This window comes from Terrabacter sp. FW104-15G4B (assembly GCF_058790095.1).
The window spans coordinates 72,914-95,597 of the sequence record NZ_JBYTCI010000004.1; the positions used below are offsets into that span (position 1 = coordinate 72,914).

19 protein-coding genes and 2 tRNA genes are annotated in these 22,684 nt (G+C 70.5%); 15 read left to right on the plus strand and 6 right to left on the minus strand.

All coding sequences use genetic code 11. From position 1 onward, the window contains the following. Nucleotides 1-9 precede the first annotated feature (9 nt). A complete protein-coding gene (locus AC3WRT_RS05050; RefSeq protein WP_492719858.1) occupies nt 10-996 on the minus strand; it encodes an NAD-dependent epimerase/dehydratase family protein in 987 nt (328 codons plus the stop codon). Nucleotides 997-1,116: 120 nt separating this feature from the next. Here AC3WRT_RS05050 and AC3WRT_RS05055 point away from each other — a divergent pair, with 120 nt between their 5' ends. From AC3WRT_RS05055 to AC3WRT_RS05080, 6 genes are all read left to right on the plus strand, one after another. Next, entirely contained in the window at nt 1,117-1,899 is a 783-nt protein-coding gene (locus AC3WRT_RS05055) for a TetR/AcrR family transcriptional regulator (RefSeq protein ID WP_492719861.1), read from the plus strand. Nucleotides 1,900-2,560: 661 nt separating this feature from the next. Beyond that, complete coding sequence (dnaN, locus tag AC3WRT_RS05060) at nt 2,561-3,688, plus strand: DNA polymerase III subunit beta (RefSeq protein WP_492719864.1); 1,128 nt, start codon at nt 2,561-2,563, stop codon at nt 3,686-3,688. Nucleotides 3,689-3,790: 102 nt separating this feature from the next. Continuing rightward, complete coding sequence (gene gnd, locus AC3WRT_RS05065; protein ID WP_492719867.1) at nt 3,791-4,882, plus strand: phosphogluconate dehydrogenase (NAD(+)-dependent, decarboxylating); 1,092 nt, start codon at nt 3,791-3,793, stop codon at nt 4,880-4,882. Between the two features lie 57 nt (nt 4,883-4,939). Next, nucleotides 4,940-6,250: a DNA replication/repair protein RecF gene (gene recF / locus AC3WRT_RS05070; protein WP_492719870.1), complete on the plus strand. Its 1,311-nt coding sequence runs from the start codon at nt 4,940-4,942 to the stop codon at nt 6,248-6,250. Next, nucleotides 6,243-6,800 (plus strand): DciA family protein, encoded by a 558-nt coding sequence (locus AC3WRT_RS05075; RefSeq protein WP_492719873.1) that lies wholly within the window; start codon nt 6,243-6,245, stop codon nt 6,798-6,800. The genes recF and AC3WRT_RS05075 overlap by 8 nt, the downstream gene beginning before the upstream one ends. 70 nt (nt 6,801-6,870) lie before the next feature. Beyond that, on the plus strand, nt 6,871-8,316 hold the full coding sequence (locus tag AC3WRT_RS05080) for a protealysin inhibitor emfourin (protein ID WP_492719876.1): 1,446 nt from the start codon (nt 6,871-6,873) through the stop codon (nt 8,314-8,316). Nucleotides 8,317-8,349: 33 nt separating this feature from the next. Here AC3WRT_RS05080 and AC3WRT_RS05085 read toward each other — a convergent pair whose 3' ends face one another. Together AC3WRT_RS05085 and AC3WRT_RS05090 are read right to left on the minus strand one after the other, a co-directional pair. Then, nucleotides 8,350-9,678 (minus strand): hypothetical protein, encoded by a 1,329-nt coding sequence (locus AC3WRT_RS05085; protein WP_492719879.1) that lies wholly within the window; start codon nt 9,676-9,678, stop codon nt 8,350-8,352. Continuing rightward, nucleotides 9,675-10,181 (minus strand): SigE family RNA polymerase sigma factor, encoded by a 507-nt coding sequence (locus AC3WRT_RS05090; RefSeq protein ID WP_492719882.1) that lies wholly within the window; start codon nt 10,179-10,181, stop codon nt 9,675-9,677. The genes AC3WRT_RS05085 and AC3WRT_RS05090 overlap by 4 nt, the downstream gene beginning before the upstream one ends. Nucleotides 10,182-10,779: 598 nt before the next feature. Between AC3WRT_RS05090 and gyrB the strand changes: the two genes are divergently transcribed. The 6 genes from gyrB (at nt 10,780) to AC3WRT_RS05120 (ending at nt 17,046) form a co-directional block, all read left to right on the plus strand. Then, nucleotides 10,780-12,942: a DNA topoisomerase (ATP-hydrolyzing) subunit B gene (gene gyrB, locus AC3WRT_RS05095; RefSeq protein ID WP_492720189.1), complete on the plus strand. Its 2,163-nt coding sequence runs from the start codon at nt 10,780-10,782 to the stop codon at nt 12,940-12,942. A gap of 135 nt (nt 12,943-13,077) precedes the next feature. Beyond that, entirely contained in the window at nt 13,078-15,840 is a 2,763-nt protein-coding gene (gene gyrA / locus AC3WRT_RS05100) for a DNA gyrase subunit A (RefSeq protein ID WP_492719887.1), read from the plus strand. Beyond that, nucleotides 15,837-16,523, plus strand: coding sequence for a DUF3566 domain-containing protein (locus AC3WRT_RS05105; RefSeq protein ID WP_492719889.1), 687 nt, complete (start codon nt 15,837-15,839; stop codon nt 16,521-16,523). The genes gyrA and AC3WRT_RS05105 overlap by 4 nt, the downstream gene beginning before the upstream one ends. Nucleotides 16,524-16,667: 144 nt before the next feature. Further along, nucleotides 16,668-16,744 (plus strand) — tRNA-Ile (locus AC3WRT_RS05110). Between the two features lie 29 nt (nt 16,745-16,773). Beyond that, nucleotides 16,774-16,953, plus strand: a complete 180-nt coding sequence (locus AC3WRT_RS05115; RefSeq protein WP_492719891.1) for a DLW-39 family protein — start codon at nt 16,774-16,776, stop codon at nt 16,951-16,953. A gap of 17 nt (nt 16,954-16,970) precedes the next feature. Further along, nucleotides 16,971-17,046: transfer RNA gene (locus AC3WRT_RS05120), tRNA-Ala, on the plus strand. Nucleotides 17,047-17,591: 545 nt separating this feature from the next. Here AC3WRT_RS05120 and AC3WRT_RS05125 read toward each other — a convergent pair. Further along, nucleotides 17,592-18,635, minus strand: coding sequence for a hypothetical protein (locus AC3WRT_RS05125; RefSeq protein ID WP_492719893.1), 1,044 nt, complete (start codon nt 18,633-18,635; stop codon nt 17,592-17,594). Between the two features lie 126 nt (nt 18,636-18,761). After that, the gene (locus AC3WRT_RS05130) at nt 18,762-19,379 is read right to left on the minus strand and encodes an antitoxin (protein WP_492719895.1); all 618 of its coding nucleotides are present in this window, start codon (nt 19,377-19,379) and stop codon (nt 18,762-18,764) included. A 181-nt stretch (nt 19,380-19,560) separates the two neighbouring features. On the opposite strand from AC3WRT_RS05130, the gene AC3WRT_RS05135 reads away from it, so the two are divergent. Both AC3WRT_RS05135 and AC3WRT_RS05140 read left to right on the plus strand, forming a co-directional pair. Then, nucleotides 19,561-20,079 (plus strand): peptidylprolyl isomerase, encoded by a 519-nt coding sequence (locus tag AC3WRT_RS05135; protein WP_492719897.1) that lies wholly within the window; start codon nt 19,561-19,563, stop codon nt 20,077-20,079. Nucleotides 20,080-20,129: 50 nt separating this feature from the next. Further along, on the plus strand, nt 20,130-21,080 hold the full coding sequence (locus tag AC3WRT_RS05140; protein WP_492719899.1) for a rhomboid family intramembrane serine protease: 951 nt from the start codon (nt 20,130-20,132) through the stop codon (nt 21,078-21,080). Between the two features lie 333 nt (nt 21,081-21,413). Here AC3WRT_RS05140 and AC3WRT_RS05145 read toward each other — a convergent pair whose 3' ends face one another. Beyond that, nucleotides 21,414-21,665 (minus strand): cell division protein CrgA, encoded by a 252-nt coding sequence (locus tag AC3WRT_RS05145; RefSeq protein ID WP_492719901.1) that lies wholly within the window; start codon nt 21,663-21,665, stop codon nt 21,414-21,416. A gap of 158 nt (nt 21,666-21,823) precedes the next feature. On the opposite strand from AC3WRT_RS05145, the gene AC3WRT_RS05150 reads away from it, so the two are divergent. Further along, the gene (locus tag AC3WRT_RS05150; protein ID WP_492719903.1) at nt 21,824-22,663 is read left to right on the plus strand and encodes a DUF881 domain-containing protein; all 840 of its coding nucleotides are present in this window, start codon (nt 21,824-21,826) and stop codon (nt 22,661-22,663) included. Nucleotides 22,664-22,684 lie beyond the last annotated feature (21 nt).

A 22,684-nucleotide genomic window follows, 5' to 3' on the forward strand; every position in this document is an offset into this window, starting at 1 on the left:
CGGGTCGCGTCAGGCCGCGGTTTTCGCATCGGCGGCCTTCAAGGCCCGCCGCGCCGCGATGGTCGTGGCCAGGGCCTGCTCCCACGGGGTGGGCGCGAGGTCGAACGTGCGCTGGGTCAGGGTCGAGTCGAGCACGAAGGGCAGCTCGAACTGGTGCCGCGTCTCGCGGAGCTCGCGCATGAAGGGGACGACGACGCCGGCCGCGGTGCCGAGCGGCCGGGGCAGCACGCGTACCCGGCGGTGCTTCACCTCGGCGACGCGCGCGACGTCGGCGGCGGCCTCGTCGAACGTGCGGGCGGACGCCGTGGGCACGTGCCAGGCGCGACCCCAGCCCTGATCGGAGGTGGCGACGCGGGCGGCGAGGCGGCCAACGTCCGGCACGTAGGTCCACGAGTGGGATGCGTCGGCGCGACCGGCGGGGACGAAGGGCGGACGGCCGGCGAGCAGCGAGTCGATGACGATGTCGTTGAGGTAGCTCGTCCGGGGTGTCGTGCCGGGGCCGAAGTAGTCGCTCGAGCGCAGCTCGGTGGCCCGAAGGCGGCCAGCGTCATGACGGGCCAGGGCCTCGGTCCACATGTCGGCGCGCAGGCGGCCCTTGTGGCCGACCGGGCGCATCGGGTCGTCCTCGCGCATGGGGGCGTTCACCCGGCCGTAGCCGTAGAGGTTGCCGATGATGACCAGCCCGGCACCGGAGGCTTCCGCGGCGCCCAAGGTCGCGGCGGCGACAGGAGGCCAGTCGGTGTCCCAGGTCGTGTAGCTGGGCGGGTTGACGGCGTTGACGATGCTGGCGGCGCCCCGGGCGAGCGCGGTCACGGCTGCTTCGTCCGCGGCGTCCACGGCGACGACCTCGACGGCATCCGGATGACTGGCCTGCCAGGGCTGCTCGACGACGCGGCCCGATCGGGAGGCGAGGGTCACGGTGTGGCCGAGCGCGACGAGCTCGGCGGTGGTCGAGCGGCCGACGCCGCCGGCGCCGAGGACGAGGTGGTGGGTCATGTCAGCTCCTGGGTTTCAGGCTAAGCGTGAGCACCGCTCACAATCTCAGCATGACAGCCGGGCCGGCGTAAAACAAGAGCGGTGCTCACAATTTCGCCCGGCCTGTGGCAGGCTGATGTCATGGACGCTCGCCCCGACGCCTCGGACGCCTTGGACGCCTCGGACGCCTTGGAAGCCTCGGGGGCACCGACGGCCGCCATCGGCAAGCGCGCTCGCAACCGCCTGACCGTCGAGGCCGACATCCTGCGGGTCGCCCGCGCGCACCTGGCCACGGACGGCGCCGCAGGCCTGAGCCTGCGGGCAGTCGCCCGCGACCTGGGCATGGTCTCGTCCGGCATCTACCGCTACGTCGAGAGCCGCGACGAGCTGCTCACCCGCCTCATCGTCGACTCCTACCGGTCCTTGGCGGCCGACGTCCGTGCGGCTCACGACGCCGTCCCGCACGCGGACCTCGACGGACGGTGGGATGCCATCGGCCGCTCCCTGCGCGGGTGGGCGATCGAGCGCCCGCATGACTTCGCGCTGATCTACGGCTCCCCGGTCCCGGACTACCAGGCGCCGGCCGAGCGCACGCAGGAGCCGGGCACGGCCGTGCTGGCCCTCCTCGTCTCCCTCCTGGACGACGTCGGCCGCGCCGACCGCCTCGTCGACCCGGCCCGGCTGGGGCTGCCGGCGGCCTGCGCCCAGGCAGGCGTCGGCCCGCTGCTCGACGCGCCGATGTTCGCCGGGACCGACCTCGACGCCGTGCGGCTGGCCCAGGGCATCGCCGCCTGGACGCTGCTTCTCGGTGCCGTGACGAGCGAGGTCTTCGTCCAGCTGGGCCCCCTGCCGGACGGCCAGGCGCTCTTCGAGTGCCTCCTCGCGGCCTCGAGACGCTGCGTCATCGCGGCCCCGGGTGACTAGTCGATGCTCCCTTGCACACCCCGGCGGGGCACCAGGACGCGCCACCAGGTCCACATTCGTCCACAGGCTTGTCCACACCTGTGTGCACAGCGTGACCGGACCGTGACCGAGCCTCGCCAGAGCCGACTTCACGTCGAACCACGGATCAGCCACAGAGTTGTCCACCGGTTGTGGACAACTCTGTGGACTCGTGGAGGCCAATCGATGCACAGGTGACTAGTCCGCTTCCCGACCATTCAGGACATATGGCGATCGCTCCTCCACACCCCCCTGTGGAAACCTGTGGACGAGGCCAGTCGACTTGCGGACAACCTCTCCCCCGCCTGTGAGGTCGATGTGCACGCCGTGATCGCGTCCACAGCCGACTGTCGCGTCACCTGTGCGGCGCCCACATCGGGTCCACACCCCTGTCGGCGGGCTGACCTGCCCCGACGCACGTTGTCCACAGCATCCACAGCACCTATGACTATGACGAGATCCCAGTCATAGGGAGGAGCCCCGACAACGAGGGTCTCGATCCGGCCCCTCTCGGGCCCCGGCCTGAAAGCCATCTCGCGGACATTTCCCGCGGCGACCGATTCGGGGAGTGTCTGTGGTGCCGCTACCCAGCAGGCACTAGTGTCTGAGCCCCAATGTCCTTCCTTGTCGAAGTGAGTGCAGCGTGAAGTTTCGGGTTGAGCGAGACGTCCTGGCCGAGGCCGTGACCTGGGTGGCCCGTGGGCTCCCGGCGCGCCCCCCGGTCCCCGTCCTCGCAGGCGTGCTCATCGACGCAAACGAGGACGGCACCCTGACGCTCTCGGCGTTCGACTACGAGGTGTCCGCACGGATCACCGTGCCGGCCGACGTCGCCGAGGCCGGTCAGGTGCTCGTGCTCGGCCGGCTGCTGGCCGACATCTCGCGCAACCTGCCCAACAAGCCGATCGACGTCAGCACCGACGGCAGCAAGGTCAACGTCGCGTGCGGGTCCTCCCGCTTCGCCCTACGCGAGATGCCGGTCGCCGACTACCCCACGCTCCCCCTGGCGCCCGAGACGAGCGGCACCATCGCCGGCGACGTCTTCACCCAGGCCGTGGCCCAGGTCTCGGTGGCCGCAGACAAGGGCGACACCCTGCCGATCCTCACGGGCGTGCGCATGGAGATCGACGGCGACAAGATCACCCTGCTCGCCACCGACCGCTACCGCCTCGCCATGCGCGAGCTCACGTGGAGCCCGGCCGCCACCGACGCCAGCCACGTGGCACTCATCCCGGCGCGGCAGCTGTCCGACACGGCGCGAGCACTCGGCGCGTCCGGCTCCGTCGAGCTCGCCCTCGGCCAGGGCGGCGACGGGCTGATCGGCTTCGAGGCAGGCCAGCGCCGTGCCACGACCCGGCTGCTCGACGGCGAGTACCCCAAGGTCACCTCGATCTTCCCGACCTCCGTCGACACCGAGGCAGTCATCGAGACGGCGGCGCTCGAGGAGGCGGTCAAGCGCGTCGCGCTCGTCGCCGAGCGCAACACCCCCGTCCTGCTGAAGTTCACCGACGGCCAGGTAGCCATCGAGGCCGGCACCGGCGACGACGCGCAGGCCTCCGAGGCGGTCGAGGCGACCCTCAACGGTCCCGAGATCCAGATCGCGTTCAACCCCCAGTTCCTGCTCGACGGCCTGCACGCGGTCGGCACCCCCTGGAGCCGGCTGTCCTTCACGCAGGCGAGCCGTCCCGCCGTGCTGACCGGTCAGGCCGAGGCCGACTCCGAGCCGGACACGGGCTACCGCTACGTCCTCATGCCGGTGCGCTTCGCGAGCTGAGGCAGGCTGCCCCGTCCCCGAAGGTGTCCCGGTGGGTAGGCGTAACCTCGTAGCGCCTCACCCGATCCGTCCTGTTCCGCCATCTGCAGAAAGGCTCACGACATGCAGCTAGGTCTCATCGGTCTCGGCAAGATGGGCGGCAACATGCGTGAGCGGTTGCGTCGTGCGGGCCACGAGGTGGTCGGCTTCGACCGCAACCCCGACGTCGCGGACGTGGCCACGCTGCCGGCCCTCGTCGAGGCGCTCGAGGCTCCCCGCGTCGTCTGGGTCATGGTCCCGGCTGGCGACCCGACCCGCGAGACGGTTGCGGCGCTCGGCGACCTGCTCGAGCCCGGCGACCTCGTCATCGACGGTGGCAACTCCCGCTTCACCGACGACTTCGAGAACGCCAAGCTGCTCGGTGAGAAGCAGATCGGCTACGTCGACTGTGGCGTCAGCGGCGGCATCTGGGGCCTCGACAACGGCTACGGCCTGATGTGCGGCGGCGACCAGGAGTGGGTCGAGCGCGCCATGCCGATCTTCGACGCGCTGCGCCCCGAGGGTCCGCGCGAGGAGGGCTTCGTCCACGCGGGCGAGGTCGGTGCCGGTCACTACACGAAGATGGTCCACAACGGCATCGAGTACGGCCTCATGGCGGCGTACGCCGAGGGCTTCGAGCTGCTCGAGAAGAAGGACATCGTCAAGGACGTCCCCGGGGCGTTCAAGGCGTGGAGTCGCGGCACGGTCGTGCGCTCCTGGCTGCTCGACCTCATGGTCAAGGCCCTCGAGGAGAACCCCCACCTCGACGACGTCTCCGACTACACCAACGACTCCGGCGAGGGCCGGTGGACCGTCGAGGAGGCCATCGCGCTCGGCGTGCCGATGCCCGTCATCTCCGCGTCGCTCTTCGCCCGTTTCGCCTCGCGCCAGCAGAGCTCACCGACGATGCAGGCGGTGGCAGCCCTGCGCGGCCAGTTCGGCGGGCACGAGGTGCTGAGCATCAGCGAGGGCGAGGAGCTGCGCCGTGGCGCGGGGGCCGAGGGCTCCACCCACCCCGCTCCGGCGGCCGAGAAGGAGAAGGTCAGCACCCCGAACCGCCCGAGCGAGGCCGCCGTGAACGCGGCGACCGCCGGACCGTCCTCCGGTACCGGCTCGACGGGCGGCGGCGCTCCCGGCGGCGGCCCCACCTCCGGCTCCAGCGACGCCTCGTCCTGAGCTCCCTGTCGCCGGCGCTGGCCGCCGCGACAGCGAGCCGACTCGAACCAGCCTGACGTGTACATCCGACACCTGACACTCAAGGACTTCCGCAGCTATCCCAGCGCCGAGCTGACGCTGCCGGTCGGGGTCACCACGCTCGTGGGCCTCAACGGGCAGGGCAAGACCAACCTCGTCGAGGCCATCGGCTACCTCGCCACTCTCGGCTCGCACCGGGTCGCCACCGACCAGCCGCTCGTGCGGTTCGGGGCGGCGCAGGCCATCGTGCGGGGGGCCGTCGTGCGCGACGACCGCGAGACGATGGTCGAGCTGGAGATCACGCCGGGTCGGGCCAATCGGGCGCGACTCGGGCGGTCGCCGGTCTCTCGGCCCCGGGACGTCCTCGGCACCGTCCGGACGGTGCTCTTCGCCCCCGAGGACCTCGCCCTCGTCAAGGGCGACCCGTCCGAGCGACGCCGCTTTCTCGACGAGCTGCTCGTCCAGCGCCAGCCGCGGTGGTCGGGCGTGCGCTCGGACTACGACAAGATCCTCAAGCAGCGCAACGCCTTGCTGAAGTCGGCCGCGCCCGTGCTGCGCAAGGGCACCCGGCGCCAGCCCCGCCCTCCTCGTGACGGCGAGCAGCCGCTCGACGAGGCCCGCGAGTCGGCGCTGCACACCCTCGATGTGTGGAACGACCACCTGGCGACGGTCGGGGCGCAGCTGGTCTACGCGCGGCTGCGCCTGCTGCGTGACCTCGTCCCCGACCTCTCCGAGTGCTACGACGCCGTGAGCGCGGTCAGCTCCAACGCCCGCGCCACCTACAGAAGCTCGCTGCACGAGCAGCTGGCGGCCCGACTCGCCGCCGGAGAGGTGCCGGAGATCGACGAGCTGCGCACCGGGATGCTCGAGACCCTTGCACAGCTGCGTCCCAACGAGATCGAACGCGGCATCTCGCTCGTCGGCCCGCACCGTGACGACCTCGTCCTGTCGCTGGGCGAGCTGCCCGCGAAGGGCTATGCCAGCCACGGCGAGTCGTGGAGCTTCGCGCTGGGGCTCAAGCTCGCGGCATACCGCCTCCTGCGGCGCGATCTGGGCGACGACCCGGTGCTCGTGCTCGACGACGTCTTCGCCGAGCTCGACTCCGGCCGGCGTGAGCGCCTGGCGGCCCTGGTCGCCGACTGCGAGCAGGTGCTCATCACGGCCGCGGTCGGCGCGGACGTGCCGGACGTGCTGCGCGAGAAGGGCACGACGTATGCCGTCGAGCTCGGTCAGGTGCACCCTGCCGACCGCGACACCGACACCGAGCAGGACCCGGTGGCTGACGTGGTGCCTGCCGCCGTCCCCGCCGTGGTCCCTCCGGTGCCGGTCGAGGACGACGGCGATGAGTGACGAGGACCGCGGCGCCGAGGAGGTGACGGAGCCGACCGACGAGGACACCCGGATCGCCGACGCTGCGGCCTCCGCCCTGGCCCGCGCCCGCGCGGCCGCGGCGGAGAAGGGTCTCCGTCCGGGCATGAAGCCGAAGAAGCGCCGCCGCCCCATCGGCCACGCCCCGGTGTTGTCCGGCTCCTCCCGCGACGGGCGCGACCCCTCGCTGCTCGGAGACCAGCTCGACCGCCTGCTCCTCGACCGCGGCTGGAAGGTCGACGTCGCCGTCGGCTCGGTGATGGGTCGCTGGCCCGAGATCGTCGGACCCGACATAGCGGCGCACGTCGAGCCGCTGAGCTTCGTCGACGGCGTGCTCTCCGTGCGCGCCGACTCGACGGCGTGGGCGACTCAGATGCGCCTCCTCTCCTCGTCGCTGCTGGCCCGGATCGACGAGGAGATCGGCGCAGGGGCGGTCAGCGAGCTGAAGGTCGCCGGACCGAGCGCGCCGTCGTGGAACCGCGGCACCCGGCGCTCCCCCGACTCACGGGGCCCGCGCGACACGTACGGCTGACCAGCCGCGGGCGACGGTGCCCAGTCGACGCCAGCGCGCGGGTGTCGGTGTTGCGACGCACACTGTCGTCATGACCTCGACGCAGCCCTCCACCGACAGCCGGATGCCACACTGCGCCATCGTGCCGCCCTACATCCTCGAGGCGCTGGCTGCCAGCGACGAGCCGACCCTCGCGGCCCACGCCCGCAGCGCCCTGCGCCACGACGAGCAGCTGCGTGCCGCGCGCCGCACGCCCACGGCGCGGCCCGCGGGCCGCCGCGCCCCTCGTCGGAGCGACGTGGGCGAGGCACACGGCACCGGTCCGCACCGCACGATCGCCGACGCCAAGGGCACCCAGACGACGCCGGGCACGACGGTACGCATCGAAGGGCAGGCGCCCAGCGCCGACCAGAGCGTCAACGAGGCCTACGACGGGCTCGGCGCGACCTGGCAGCTGTGGTCGACCGCCTACGACCGCGACTCGCTCGACGGCAAGGGGATGCCGCTGCTCGCGAGCGTCCACTACGGCCGCAACTACGACAACGCCTTCTGGGACGGGTCGCAGATGGTGTTCGGCGACGGCGACGGCGTGATCTTCGAGCGGTTCACCAAGAGCATCGACGTCATCGGCCACGAGCTCGCGCACGGCGTCACCGAGCACACCGCCGGCCTGCTCTACCAGGGGCAGTCGGGGGCCCTCAACGAGTCGGTCTCCGACGTCTTCGGCGTGCTCGTCAAGCAGCGCGCGCTGGGGCAGAGCGCGGCCGAGGCCGACTGGCTCGTCGGCGCCGACCTGCTCAACGCGTCCGTCAAGGGCCGCGCGCTGCGGGACATGCGCAACCCCGGCACCGCCTACGACGACCCGCGCCTCGGCAAGGACCCTCAGCCGGCCGACATGGCTCACTTCGTCGACACCCAGGACGACAACGGCGGCGTCCACATCAACTCCGGCATCCCCAACCGCGCCTTCGTGCTCGCGGCCGAGGCGATCGGCGGCAACGCGTGGGACGGCGCCGGCGCGATCTGGTATGCCGTGCTGTCGGGTGACGGCATCAAGGCCGACTGCGACTTCGCGACGTTCGCCGGCCTGACGGTGGCCGCGGCAGGCACGGCGCACGGCGAGGGCTCCTCCCAGCAGGCGGCGGTGCGCTCGGCCTGGGAGCAGGTCGGGGTGATCACAGCCGGTGCGTCGTCCTCGTCCTCGCCAGGGAGCGCGAACGGGCGCGCATCGGCGTCGGGCAGCGAGCCGGGCACGGACGCCCAGGTTCTGCTGCGGCGCAGCGGCGGCTTCGCGGGTCTGGTGCGGGAGCGGCGGATGGCCCTCGGTGAGCTGCCCGAGCGCGACGCGAAGGACTGGCAGCACCTGCTCTCCGCCCCGACCCTGCAGCGCATCGCAGCCTCGACCGAACGCACGCACCCCGACGCGTACATCTACGTGGTCGTGTGTGACGAGGCTGGCTGCGATGTCACGCTCCAGGAGCCGCACCTGCCCGAGGCGATCCACTCCCTCTTCGAGCGCACCCTCGCCGACGACTGACCCGCTCCCGCACCGGCCAGCCTTTCGACATGCTCAGTTGACCGAGAGGAAGTAGGGGTCGTCTCCCTCGGGGATGTCCGGGTTGTCGCGCGCGTGGTCCGGTTCAACCACCTCGCAGGATCCGTCGAGCGCGCACACCTGGAGGTTGCGCTCGCCGGTTGCACTCCCAACCTGGACCGTGAGGCGGTCGTCGGCGCCCATCCGGTAGGTGACGGGCCAACCACCTCCTCCGTTCACGTCGCCCGACCCTTCGAGCACGATCGACGCATCGCTTGTGCGGATCACGACCAGACCTCCGTAACGGAAGGTGCCGTCCGGGTTCAGCTGCGACGTGGGGAGGCCGTCGGAGTACCCCGTGGCGAGCAGGTAGTCGCCGTTCGTCGAGAAGGAGCGGAAGACCAGCGGACCGCAGAGTCGCCAGATCGCCCGGCCCGAGCCAAGCTCCCGCAGCTCCTTGCAGGACTGGTCTGATCCCGGCTTCTGCTCCACGGGGACGAGGGCGGTCCCGCGGGAGGCGTTGACGAGCTGGAGAGGGCCGTCCACACGGCGGCGGGTGCCCGTGGATACGTCCCAAGCGACGGAGTCCCCGGTCGATCCGCGGTTCGCGTAGACGACGGATCCGACGATGCCGATTGCCTCGTAGCCGGGAGAGTCGGCGTCCGAGACTCCGTCAGGGGTGCAGTCGCAGGTCTTGGCCGAAAGCGTGCGCACGAGAGCACCGGAGGAGTCGTAGGCGCGGAGCGTGCCGCGGTCCTGAAGGACGAAGAGCCTGCCGTCGTCAGCGACCGTGGCGGTACCGACGAGAGGGACTTCTGGACCGAAGCCCGCGCCGGTGGAGTCCACGAGGAGCGTGGACATCGTCTGCTCGCCGGACATGAGCCAGCGACCGCCGGCCAGCCGGGCCAGCGTGCCGCGCTGGCCCTTGCTCTGGATGAGGATCTGTTGGGAGCCGTCATGGATGGTGCGACCGACGAAATACGGGACCGTTGTCGTCCCGGTGACGCCACCTTCTGCCGGGCGCAGGGTCACCGGCGCGGGTGAGCCGTCCGCCGTGATGGTCGGGATGGCCGTCGGGGTGGGGCTCGGCTGCTTCGTCGGTGACGAGGGCCGGTCCGTCGGCGCGGTCGTGGACTGCGACGGGCCGACCGGCAGCGGGCGGTCACCCGTCGGGCGCGTTGCCCCCCATCCGACAGGGACCGCCACCGCGAGCACGAGGCCGGCGCCGAGGGCGGTCGCGCCGATCTGGCGCCGCCGGTTGGAGCGGTCGCGGGCGATGGCGCGGGCGGCGAGGTCGCCGACGACGCGTACGCCCTGGCCGCGCTCGTCGAGCACCTGCTTGAGACCGGGGTCGAAGGTGTTCATGCCGTGGCCTCGCTCATCCTCGTGCGCAGCGCGGAGATCGCGCGGCTGGTGTGGCTCTTGACCGTGCCGACGGAGCAGCCGAGGATCTCGGCGGTCTGCGCCTCGGTGAGGCCCTCGTAGTAGCGCAGCACGATGGCCGCCCGCTGCTGAGTCGGCAGGCTGCGGACGTGGCACCACAGGTCCATCGAGGCCGCCCGGTCGAGCCCCGGTGCGGCCGGTGGGTCAAGCACCTCGAGCACGTGGCTGCTCGGTGACTCGTGACGGCGCAGCAGCCCGCGCCACCGCGAGTTGTTCTCGTTGACCATGATCCGGCGCACGTACGCATCGGGCAGCTCGGCGGCCCGGACGCGGTCCCAGTGCCGGTAGATCTTGGCGAGCGCGTTCTGCAGCAGGTCCTCGGCGGCGTCGCGCTCCCCCGCCAGCAGGTACGCGAGGCGGGCGAGCGACTGCTCGCGCGCCCTGACGTATGCCGTGAAGTCGGCTATCCGCTCGGCGTCCTCCATGCGGCGTGTCCCCTGTTCGCTCCCTGTCCCGGCAGGTGCCGGCACCCATCCAGACCGGCCGGCGCCCGGGAAGGTTGTCCACGCATTCTGACGAGGTGCGGGCCATCGTCCAGCGGGCACGCCGACCGCCACCAGCGGCCGCCGGGCGCCAGGCGGACGGCTGTGGACAACGTCGCTCGAGAGGTCCGCGACCGGGAAGAATGGGAAGTGGACCCCGCTCGGATGGGACGGCCCTTGCGCCGACGAGTGAAGGCGCCTGAGGCGCGCTGGAGCCCCGGGACGTGATCCTCCCCTCGGAACCACGGGTTCGCGGGCCGGAAAGTGGCCGTTTCGGGCGTCTGAGGGCACGGTTTCACCGCCGGGACCGGTAGACTGGAGCGGTTGCGGCTCGACGTCCACGTCGGGCCGCCCGTATGAGGTCTGACCACCAAGGAGAGACGTGTCCGACGCCGACGAGCCGACCACCCCCAGCAGCGCCCCCCGTTCCACCGGACCCGACTCCGTGTCAGCACCCGACACCCCCACCACCGACATCCCGGCCAGCGACACGCCCGTCCCCGATGCAGCCGTCGTCGACGCATCCGTCTCGGACGGCACCATCTCGGGCGACGCGGTCTCCGAGGCCCCAGTCTCGGACACAGTCTCACCGGCCCTTGCTGCCACCGACTCCGCGGCCGCGCCGGCCGACCTGCGCCCCAACGGCGTCGACTACGACGCCAGCCAGATCACCGTGCTCGAGGGGCTCGAGGCCGTGCGCAAGCGCCCCGGCATGTACATCGGCTCCACGGGCCCTCGCGGCCTGCACCACCTCGTCTACGAGATCGTCGACAACGCGGTCGACGAGGCGCTGGCCGGCTACGCCGACACGATCGACGTGACGCTGCTGGCCGACGGTGGCGTCCGCGTCAAGGACAACGGCCGCGGGATCCCCACCGACATCCACCCGGTGGAGAAGATCAGCGCCGTCGAGCTCGTGCTCACCCAGCTGCACGCCGGTGGCAAGTTCGGTGGCGGCGGTTACAAGGTGTCCGGCGGCCTGCACGGCGTCGGCAGCTCGGTCGTCAACGCCCTGTCCAAGCGCCTGAAGGCAGCGGTCCGCCAGAAGGGCCACGTCTTCCGGATGAGCTTCACCGACGGGGTGCCCGACGGTCCCCTGGAGCAGCAGGAGGCGACCGACGAGACCGGCACCACGATCACGTTCTGGGCCAACGACGAGATCTTCGAGACGGTCGACTACGACTTCGAGACGCTGCGCGCCCGGTTCCAGCAGATGGCCTTCCTCAACAAGGGCCTGACGATCAACCTCGTCGACGAGCGGGTCGCCCCGGCCGAGGGCACGGCCGACGACGTCGACCTCGACGACATCGACTCGGACCTCACCGAGGTCGAGCACGACGAGGACGACGGCGAGCAGGCGCAGGGCAGCGCGGAGGCCGGCGACAAGAAGACCGTCACGGCCAAGAAGATCAGCTACTGCTACGACAACGGCCTGATCGACTACGTCAACCACCTCAACAGCTCCAAGCGCAGCGAGCCGGTGCACCCCGAGGTGATCAGCATCGAGGTCGAGGACGAGGCCAAGTCGCTCAGCCTCGAGCTGGCGATGCAGTGGACCAACGCGTACAGCGAGTCGGTGCACACCTACGCCAACGCGATCAACACCCACGAGGGCGGCACGCACGAGGAGGGCTTCCGCGCGGCGATGACCAAGCTCGTCAACGAGTTCGCGCGCAAGCAGAACCTCCTGAAGGAGAAGGACGAGAACCTCACGGGCGACGACATCCGCGAGGGCCTGACAGCCGTCATCTCGGTCAAGCTCGCCGAGCCGCAGTTCGAGGGGCAGACCAAGACCAAGCTCGGCAACTCCGAGGTCAAGGGCTTCGTGCAGCGGGCCATGACCGACGAGTTCGGTCACTGGCTCGAGGCGCACCCGGGTGAGGGCAAGGACATCGTCCGCAAGTCGGTGCAGGCCGCGGCCGCCCGCATGGCGGCCCGCAAGGCCCGCGAGGCCACCCGCCGCAAGGGCCTGCTCGAGTCGGGCGGCCTGCCGGGCAAGCTCAAGGACTGCCAGAGCAAGGACCCCAGCATCTCCGAGGTCTTCATCGTCGAGGGCGACAGCGCCGGCGGCTCGGCCACCCAGGCCCGCGACCCGCACACGCAGGCCATCCTCCCGATCCGCGGCAAGATCCTCAACGTCGAGAAGGCGCGCATCGACAAGATCCTCGCCAACAACGAGGTCCAGGCGCTCATCTCCGCCTTCGGCACCGGTATCGGCGAGGACTTCGACATCGCGAAGGCGCGCTACCACAAGATCGTGCTGATGGCCGATGCCGACGTCGACGGCATGCACATCCGCACGCTGCTGCTGACGCTGCTCTTCCGCTTCATGCGCCCGCTCATCGAGGCCGGCTACGTCTACCTCGCGCAGCCGCCGCTCTTCCGCCTGCGGTGGAGCAACGCCGACCACCAGTTCGCCTACAGCGACCGGGAGCGCGACGGCCTGCGCATCCTCGGTGAGGGCAAGGGCTGGCGCCTGCCCAAGGACAACCCGATCCAGCGCTACAAGGGCCTCGGCGAGATGAACTACCAGGAGCTCGGCGAGACGACGATGGACGCCAACACCCGCACGCTGCTGCAGGTGACGCTCGACGACGCCGCCAAGGCCGACGAGGTCTTCGCCGTCCTCATGGGTGAGGACGTCGAGTCCCGGCGCTCCTTCATCCAGAAGAACGCGCGCGACGTGAAGTTCCTCGACATCTAGCCCACCGCCGGCGTATGCCGTGTGGCCGCCCCCGCTGGAACGTGACGTTCCACGTGAAACGGGCGAGACGGCATACGCCATCGGCGGTGACCCACGAACCTGTTCGAATGTGACTGAGAGACAAAGGGATCTGACGTGAGCGACGACCTGCCTCCCAACGACGGAGACGACGTCAACGAGACGCCCGACGAGAGCATCGACGACATCCTCGGCCCCGACCCGGAGTCCCTGGACCCCGAGGCCGACGCCGACGACGAAGGCGACCCGGACGCCAGCGCGGTGGTCATTCCGGCCGACATCGGCCAGCACGACCGGGTCGAGCCGATCGACCTCAACACCGAGATGCAGCGCAGCTACATCGAGTACGCCATGTCGGTCATCGTCAGCCGCGCCCTGCCCGACGTGCGCGACGGGCTCAAGCCGGTGCACCGGCGCATCGTCTACGCGATGTACGACGGCGGCTACCGCCCCGACCGCGGCTACAACAAGTGCGCGCGTGTCGTCGGCGACGTCATGGGCCACTACCACCCGCACGGCGACTCGGCGATCTACGACGCCCTCGTGCGCCTCGTGCAGGACTGGTCGCTGCGCTACCCGCTCGTCGACGGGCAGGGCAACTTCGGCTCCCGCGGCAACGACGGCGCCGCGGCCCCGCGATACACCGAGTGCCGGATGGCCTCGATCGCGATGGAGATGGTCCGCGACATCGAGCAGGACACCGTCGACTTCGTCCCGAACTACGACGGCAAGACGATGCAGCCGTCCGTGCTGCCCAGCCGCTTCCCCAACCTGCTCGTCAACGGCTCCGCCGGCATCGCCGTCGGCATGGCCACGCAGATCCCCGCGCACAACCTGCGTGAGGTCGCGGCCGGCGCGCAGTACTACCTCGACCACCCGGACATCTCCCGCGAGGAGCTCCTCGAGGCGCTGCTCGGCATCATCAAGGGCCCCGACTTCCCGACCGGCGCCCTGATCATGGGGCACAAGGGCATCGAGGAGGCCTACCGCACGGGTCGCGGCTCGATCATCATGCGAGCGGTCGTCGAGGTCGAGGAGATCCAGAACCGCCAGTGCCTCGTCGTCACCGAGCTGCCCTACCAGGTCAACCCGGACATGCTGGCGCTGAAGATCGCCGACCTCGTCAAGGACGGCAAGATCTCCGGCATCGCCGACATCCGTGACGAGACCTCGGGCCGCACGGGGCAGCGCCTCGTCATCGTGCTCAAGCGCGACGCCGTCGCGAAGGTGGTGCTCAACAACCTCTACAAGCACACCCAGCTGCAGACGACCTTCGGCGCCAACATGCTCGCCCTCGTCGACGAGGTGCCGCGCACGCTGCCGCTCGACGGCTTCATCCGGCACTGGGTCGACCACCAGGTCGAGGTCATCGTCCGCCGCACGCAGTTCCGGCTCAACAAGGCCGAGGCCGACATCCACATCCTGCGCGGGCTGCTCAAGGCGCTCGACCGCCTCGACGACGTCATCGCCCTCATCCGCGGCTCGCGCACGGTCGAGATCGCCCGCGAGGGCCTCATCGAGCTGCTCGAGATCGACGAGATCCAGGCCAACGCGATCCTCAACATGCAGCTGCGCCGCCTGGCCGCCCTCGAGCGCGAGAAGCTCATCGAGGCGCACGACGAGCTGCAGGCGCTCATCGACGAGTACACCGCGATCCTCGCCTCGCCCGTACGCCAGCGCGAGATCATCAGCGAGGAGCTGGCCGGGATCGTCGAGCGCTACGGCGACGAGCGCCGCACGACGATCGTGCCCTTCGACGGCGACATGTCGATGGAGGACCTCATCCCCGAGGAGGACGTCGTCGTCACGATCACCCGTGGCGGCTACGCCAAGCGCACCCGCGTCGACCAGTACCGCTCGCAGAAGCGCGGCGGCAAGGGTGTGCGGGGCGCGACCCTGCGCGGCGAGGACGTCGTCGAGCACTTCTTCACCACGACGACCCACCACTGGCTGCTCTTCTTCACCAACCTCGGCCGGGTCTACCGCGCGAAGGCCTACGAGCTGCCCGAGGGCTCACGGGACAGCAAGGGCCAGCACGTGGCCAACCTGCTCGCCTTCCAGCCCGGCGAGCAGATCGCCCAGGTCCTCGCCGTCCGTGACTACGCCAAGGCCGACTACCTGGTCCTCGCGACCCGCGCCGGCCTGGTGAAGAAGACCCGCCTGGCCGACTACGACTCCAACCGCTCCGGCGGCCTCATCGCGATCAACCTGCGCGAGGGTGACGAGCTCGTCGGCGCCGGGCTCGCATCCAACCGCGACGACCTGCTGCTCGTCTCGCGCAAGGGACAGTCGGTGCGATTCACGGCCACCGACGAGGCGCTGCGTCCGATGGGCCGCTCGACCTCCGGCGTCACGGGCATGAAGTTCCGCGACGGCGACGACCTGCTCGCCATGTCGGTCGTCGAGGAGGGCGAGAGCCCCGACGTCTTCGTCGTCTTCGAGAACGGCCTGGCCAAGCGCACCCCCGTGTCGGAGTACCGCCTCCAGGGCCGCGGCGGACTCGGCATCCAGGTGGCCAAGCTCTCGGAGAAGGGCGGAGACCTCGTCGGGGCCCTGACGGTGATCGACACCGACGAGGTGATGGTCGTCATGGAGAAGGGCAAGATCGTGCGCTCCAAGGTCGAGGAGGTGCGCCACACCGGTCGCTCGACGCAGGGCGTGAAGTTCGCGACCCCCGACAAGGGCGACTCGATCGTCGCCGTTGCCCGTAACGCCGAGTCCGAGATCGCCGTGGCCGAGATCGAGGAGGGCAACCCCGTCGACCAGCCATCCGGCACGGGAGCGCCGGCTGCGGTACCGGCTGCCGATGGCGTACCGTCAGAGCAGACGTCGGGCGACGAGGCGAGCTCGTCGGAGACCGACAACGGAGGTGACGAATGAGCGCGACCAGCCCCGAGGGATCGCTGAGCCGCTCCGGTACGTCGACGCGGACGGGCACGCAGTCCGAACGCTCGGACGACACCGGCTCCTACTACGCCTCGAGCGGGTCCGGCAGCACGTCCGGTGCCTCTGGTGCCTCGAGCCCCGACCAGGGCACCCCGCTCTCCCGCGGAGCCGTCACCAACCGCACCGCTCCCACCCAGCGCGTCGGCTCGGCCCAGTCCGGTGCCGGCACGGGGCCGACCGCCTCGACGGGGGCGTCGGCTCCCTCGACAGGCGCCGGTGCCCGCACCGGCACCGCCCCCCGCAAGCACAAGGGCCCGCGCCGCGTGCGCCTCGCCGTCGCCAGGGTCGACCCCTGGTCGGTGATGAAGATGAGCTTCCTGCTCTCGGTCGCCATCGGCATCGCCGGCGTCATCCTCACCGCCGTGCTGTGGATGATCCTGTCGACGATGAACGTCTTCACCGACGTCGAGGGCGTGCTGCAGTCGCTGCAGACCACGACCTCCGACCCGTTCTCGATCAAGGACTACGTCGGCTTCGGCCGCGTCGTGTCCCTCTCGATCGTCATCGGCGTCATCGACGTCATCCTCATGACCGCCATCGCGACGGTCATGGCCTTCCTCTACAACATCTGCTCGGCCCTCGTCGGCGGCGTGCAGCTGACGCTCACCGACGACTGAGACGGCCACACGGCATACGCAAAACGGTCTCCGCCCTGACGGGCGGGGGCCGTTTTGTAGGTTGCCGGGGCCATCGGGTAACGTTTCCCCTCGCGTCCGGTCGTCATCTCTGACGGGGTGGATCGGTCGCGCGAAGGTGACGATGGGCCTATAGCTCAGACGGTTAGAGCGCTTCCCTGATAAGGAAGAGGTCGGAGGTTCAAGTCCTCCTAGGCCCACCATCACCGCCACCACGGAGAGGATCCCTCGCATGCTGAAGCGTCTCGCGCTCGTCGCTGGCGCCGCCGCCGGCCTCGTCTTCCTTCGCAAGAAGGCTAAGCAGCAGCAAGCTGAGCAGGACCTCTGGACCCAGGCGACGGACGACGTGCACGCACCGGTCACCCCCACTCCGGGGCCCGCCGCAGCATCCGAGGGCTCCACGCCGGCCTGAGGCCGCTCTCCCCACTCGGGGCCATGGCGCAATTGGTAGCGCACCTGCTTTGCAAGCAGGGGGTTAGGGGTTCGAGTCCCCTTGGCTCCACCAGCACGACCTCGCCCGTCAGGGCGAGGTCGTCGTGCTTTCCGGGCCGCATGCCGCGTCGCAGCGACCGTGCGCATGGTCGGGCGCCTGGTCGTGCGCATCGTCGTGCGTTGGTGCGTCCCGCCGACAGCGCCGGGGCGATCTCGTGCCGGATCCCGCGGCGTAGTCGTCCAGCGGATGCACAGGCAATCCATGGGCCGCGACCTCTGGCGCAACTCGGGCACTGGTGCCATGCTCGGTGAGGCAGCAATCTCCGAGTCCCGTCCCGGAACTCGTGGCACGATCTGCGGGAGGGACCGGTTCTGGCGCGGTCGATGTGATGCAATCTTCATCGAGGCCCTCGCGCTTCCACCCAGACTGGGTCTAGAGTGGGGGAAGCGAAGGGTTGGGCACGCACGAACCGCGCCCAGCCCTTCTGCATGTGCTGGCTCGCACTGTCCCCCTGTCGGTGCGAGCCAGCTCAAGCAGAGAAGGACCCGGATGCCCATGGCACCCGGGTCCTTCTCTTTGTGCGCTCTTCGTGCGCTGTGTCAGCGGACGAGCGGCCCTCAGGTCGTGCTCTCGCCGTTCTCCTCGGCGAGGCGGGCCTTGGCCGAACCGCGTGGGGAGGACGTGCTCGAGGCGCCGTTGATCGTGCCGCCCTCGACGGCGTCGGAGCTGATCGCGTCGGAGTCGGGAGCCGGGTCGACGTCCGTGACCTGGCCGCCGGCGCTGGCCGGACCACCGGTCGACTCGCCGTCGCCCAGGGTGTCGGTCGCGTCGTCCATGGCCTCGCCGGACCGGTCCTTCGCGTCGGCTACGGCGGACTGGCCCTTGGAGGCCAGCTCGCCGGCCTTGTCCTTGGCCTTGCTCGCGACGTCGGCGACGACGTCCTTGACATGTCCCACCTGCCCGGCGGCCTTGTCCTTGAGCGTCGACGTCTCGGAGCCAGAGCCCGTGGATCCGGACCGCGAGTCGAGCGGGGTCGCCCACGGGTCGTCAGCCTGCTTGCGCCTACGGAACGCGGCGACGGCGGCGACGATCGCGGCGGTCAGGCCGATGGCGATGAGCCACCTGCCCCTGCCGCCACGCCTCTTGGCCACGGCGTCGCCCTTGAGCACGGCGTAGGCGTCCGAGGCGCGGTGGGTGCCGACGGCTGCGGTCTCCCGCGCCGAGGCCGTCGCCTGCTCGAGGTGCGGCGCAGCCGCCTCCCGGGCCTGCTCCGCGCTCGCGGCGAGAGCCGCCGCAGCGGTGGTGAGGGCCGCGCCCACCTTCGGCAGCACCGAGTCGACGAAGGTCGACTGCGCGGACTCGACCCTGGGGCGGGCACGGTCGGCGGCGTCGTGGAAAGCATCGCCGGCGGCCTCCTTCGCGGTGGCCGCCGTGGCGAGTAGCACGGGGCCTGCAGCTTCCTTGGCCGTGGTCAGCCGCTCGCGGGCCACGTCGGCCGCGTTCTGCAGCAGCGGTGTCGCCGTCTCGCGTGCCAGCAGGGCACGCTCCTTGGCAAGAGCGGCGGCCTCGGTGGCAGCAGCGGCGGCGCTGGCTCTGAGCTTGGCCGCCGTTTGTGCCTGCTCGACGGCAGCCTCGGTGCGGGACTGCTTGGTTTGGAACATACGTCCTCCTAGGTCCTTCGGTCCTTACCCATCCTGTCAATTCCGGCCACGCACCGTACGGACAACGGTCGTGCGTGGGCGGAGTCGTCTCCGACGCCGATCACGTATGCCGTGACGCCCCTGCGTTCAGCTCGTGGCGTCCTGCGGTCGGGGTGTCCGGTCCGTCCCGAAGTCGGCGTCCTCGGGTGTCGGCGCGTCGTGGTGTGCCGGGGCCACCGGCGGGTGGTCGAGCCCGAGAACGGTGTCCTCGAGCGCCGTCTCGGCGAGCGACTCCTGGGCCGGGACCGGTAGGTCACCCGAGGCGGCGTCGAAGCCGCTGTCGTCGATCGACGTCGGCGCGTCGATCGGGGACGGGGCCTCGAGCGGACTCGCCGACACCGGGGCCGGCGGCGAGTCGGGATCCGCCGGGAAGGGCTCCCGGTCGGTCACGTCAGCCGCGCCCGCGGCCGCCGCGGCACCGGTGGCGGTCGACGCGCCGGACGCGTGACCCTCGGCGACCTTGTCGACTCCCCGGCCCACCTGCTCCTTCACCTTGGCGAGCTTGTCGGCGTACTTGCCCTCGGTCTTCTCGTCGATCTTCGCCGTCGCCGTCTCGACGTAGCCGTCGATCTTCTCGCGGTTCTCGACCGTGAAGTCCCCGGCCTTCTCCCGCGCCTGCTTCGCAGCCTGCGCGGCCGCCTCCTGCAGCTCCTTGGCCTTGGTCTCGAGGCCGAGCTCCTCGGCCTTCTTCCTCAGCTTGTCCATGAACGACATCGGCACTCCGTCCTGCACCGGCTCGGCGCCGGCAGCTATCGGGTCGCGACCTCACGGTTGTGAGGCTGATCCTTCTCCTTGGCCAACGGTGGGTCCACCCCCAGCGTTCCGGATCCTGTGCCGCATACCCGTCCCGACGGCTTACGTACGCGGTCGTGCAAGGATTGGGCCCATGAAGGCAACCCTGCACACGAACCACGGTGACATCGTCATCGACCTCTTCGAGCACCAGGCACCGAAGACGGTGGAGAACTTCGTCGGTCTCGCAAAGGGCGAGAAGGAGTACAAGGACGACGCCGGGCGCACCAACCCGACCCCGTTCTACGACGGGCTGATCTTCCACCGCATCATCCCGAACTTCATGATCCAGGGCGGCTGCCCGATCGGTCAGGGCTTCGGCGGTCCGGGCTACGCGTTCGACGACGAGATCAGCCCCGACAAGGACTTCACCAAGCCCTACATCCTCGCCATGGCCAACGCCGGCAAGCGGATGGGCAAGGGCACCAACGGTTCCCAGTTCTTCATCACCACCGCGCCGACCACCTGGCTCCAGGGCAAGCACACGATCTTCGGCGAGGTCGCCGACCAGGCGTCCCGCGACGTCGTCGACAAGATCGGCACCGTGCCCACCGGCGCCAACGACAAGCCCGTCGAGGACGTCGTGATCAACTCCGTCACGATCCAGGACTGACGCAGCACCAGCACCATCGCCCACGGACGTGACCGGCAGGGGGAATCCCGTTGTCTGACAACCCGAGCAACGCGACCGGCGGCCAGCCGCCGCTCGAGCCGGGAGTGCCGCAGCCCGCTGCCGGTCCGTCCGTGTGCCCCCGCCACCCCGACCGGGAGGCCTACGTCCGCTGCCAGCGCTGCGGGCGTCCGGCGTGTCCCGAGTGCCAGCGCCCGGCCGCCGTGGGCATCCAGTGCGTCGACTGCGTACGCGACGCCGCCCGCACCGCGCCCAGCAGCCGCACCGTCTTCGGTGGCCGGGCGACCGCCGGCCCGCCGGTCGTCACCTACTCGATCATCGCCATCTGCGCCGTGGCCTACCTCGCGCAGCGGGTCAACCCCGGCGTCACCCAGGACTACGCGTTCGCGCCCTTCCTCGGCTGGACCGAGCCGTGGCGCTTCGTCACCGCCGCGTTCCTGCACTCGCCGGCGACGGTCTTCCACATCCTGCTCAACATGTTCGCCCTGTGGTCCCTGGGGCAGTACCTCGAGCCGATGCTCGGCCGGGCCCGGTTCGCCGCCCTCTACCTGATCAGCGGCATCGGCGGGCAGGTCGCCGTCACGCTCCTGGCCGGCTCCCCCACCATCGCCGGCGTGGCCGCCGGGCGCGACGACGCGTGGTTCGTGCCGGTCGTCGGTGCGTCCGGGGCGATCTTCGGGCTGTTCGGCGCACTGCTCGTGCTGAACCGGCACCTCGGCCGGTCCTCGACCGCCATGTACGCGACGATCGCCATCAACGCGGCCTTCGGCTTCCTCTACCCCGGGATCTCGTGGCAGGCCCACCTGGGCGGCCTCGTCACCGGTGTCGCCTGTGCCGGGGTCATCGTGCTGTTCCGGCACCAGAAGGTGCGCCACTTCGTGTGGGCCGGACTCGGCGCCGTGCTCGTCGTCCTGGTGGCCCTCGCCGTCGCCAAGTACCTCACCGTCCCCGAAGCCATCCGCGAGCTCAGCATCTTCCGCTGACGGGTCAGCCGACCCCGTGCAGCTGGCGGTCACGCGACTGGCACCCCGCCGCGCCCCAGGGTGCTCACGGCACACGCCAACGTGCGAGGGGCGCCGCGGACGCCTGCACGCGGAGTTGTCCACCGCCTGTGGACAAACCTGTGGATCGAGTTACACACGTGTCATTCATCCCCAGCTGGGGACAACCATGTGGATAACTTGCCCGTCCTGCTGTCGCGGTTGTGCACGGCGGTCATCCACAGCTGTGGACCCAAAAGCACGACGCCGGCTGTCCACAGGTGTGGACAGCCGGCGTCGGTGTGCCTGTGGGCCACTCGGCCTGCGGTTGGGCGCTCAGCGCCAGCGCATCGTCATGATGAAGCCGGCCATGAGGAGCACGAAGCCCACCCCGAGGTTCCACACCCCGATCGAGCCGATGGGGTACTTGTACTCGGTCACGTAGTAGACGACGATCCACAGCAGCCCGAGGACGAGCAGCGTGATGAAGACAGGCGCCCACCAGGTGGGGTTGGGCTCGGCGGCCTTGCTCGTGGGGGGCGGGGTGTACGCCGCCGCCTTGTGGTCGCGGCCTTTGGACTCGGGCACTGCGTTCTCCTTGCTCTGAGTTGAGGCAAGGGTAACCAACAACGCGCTCGCCGTCCTCGCACGACGGGTCGCTGCCGCCTGGCTCAGCTCGGTCCCTGCTCGGTGACGAGGCACAATGGTGGCGGCGCGGACGGTCCGCGTCAGCGAGGTCACCCGTGATGAAGGACGTCGAGCCGCCCGAGGCGGCGACGGACGCAGAGCCGGCCGCAGAGCCCGGCGACGCCGATGTGACCCCTGCGGCTGCCGCACCGGAGCAGCCGGAGTCGGAGCCGCGACCCCGGCCACGCATCTCGTGGCGCGTGCTCGTGCCGGTCGTGATGGCAGGCGCCGGCCTGATGTTCGCGATGAGCTTCCAGGCGGCCCGGGGCGGCGACCTCCGCGCCGACCGCGACCTGCCCCAGCTGATCATGGAGGGCGACGCGAGGGTCGCCCAGGACGCCAGCGCGCTCGACGGGCTGCAGAAGGAGGTCGAGGCGCTGACCCGGAACAACGCGCCGACCGACGACCACCTCTCCAGCCTCACCCGCGCCGCCGACGAGCTGGCGGCGCCGGCTGCCACCACCAAGGTCCGCGGCGCCGCGCTCGAGGTCGTGCTCGACGACGCGAAGCGCACCGCCGACTCGCTCCCCGACGGCTTCACCCCGGACGACATCGTCGTGCACCAGCAGGACGTCCAGGCCGTCGTCAACGCCCTGTGGGCCTCCGGCGCCGAGGCGATGACGATCCAGGACCAGCGGGTCATCTCCACGAGTGCCGTCCGCTGCGTCGGCAACACCCTGATCCTGCAGGGCCGCGTCTACGCGCCGCCCTACCGCATCACGGCGATCGGCGACCTCGACCGCCTGCAGCGGGGGCTGGATGCCGACCCGTCGGTCTCCATCTACAAGCAGTACGTCGACGCCGTCGGCCTCGGCTACGCCGTCCACACGCACAGCTCACTCGAGTTCCCGGCATACTCTGGGTCGGTCGACTTCCAGTACGCGTCGCCGATCCGCTGAGCCCGACCACTCCCATGAGGC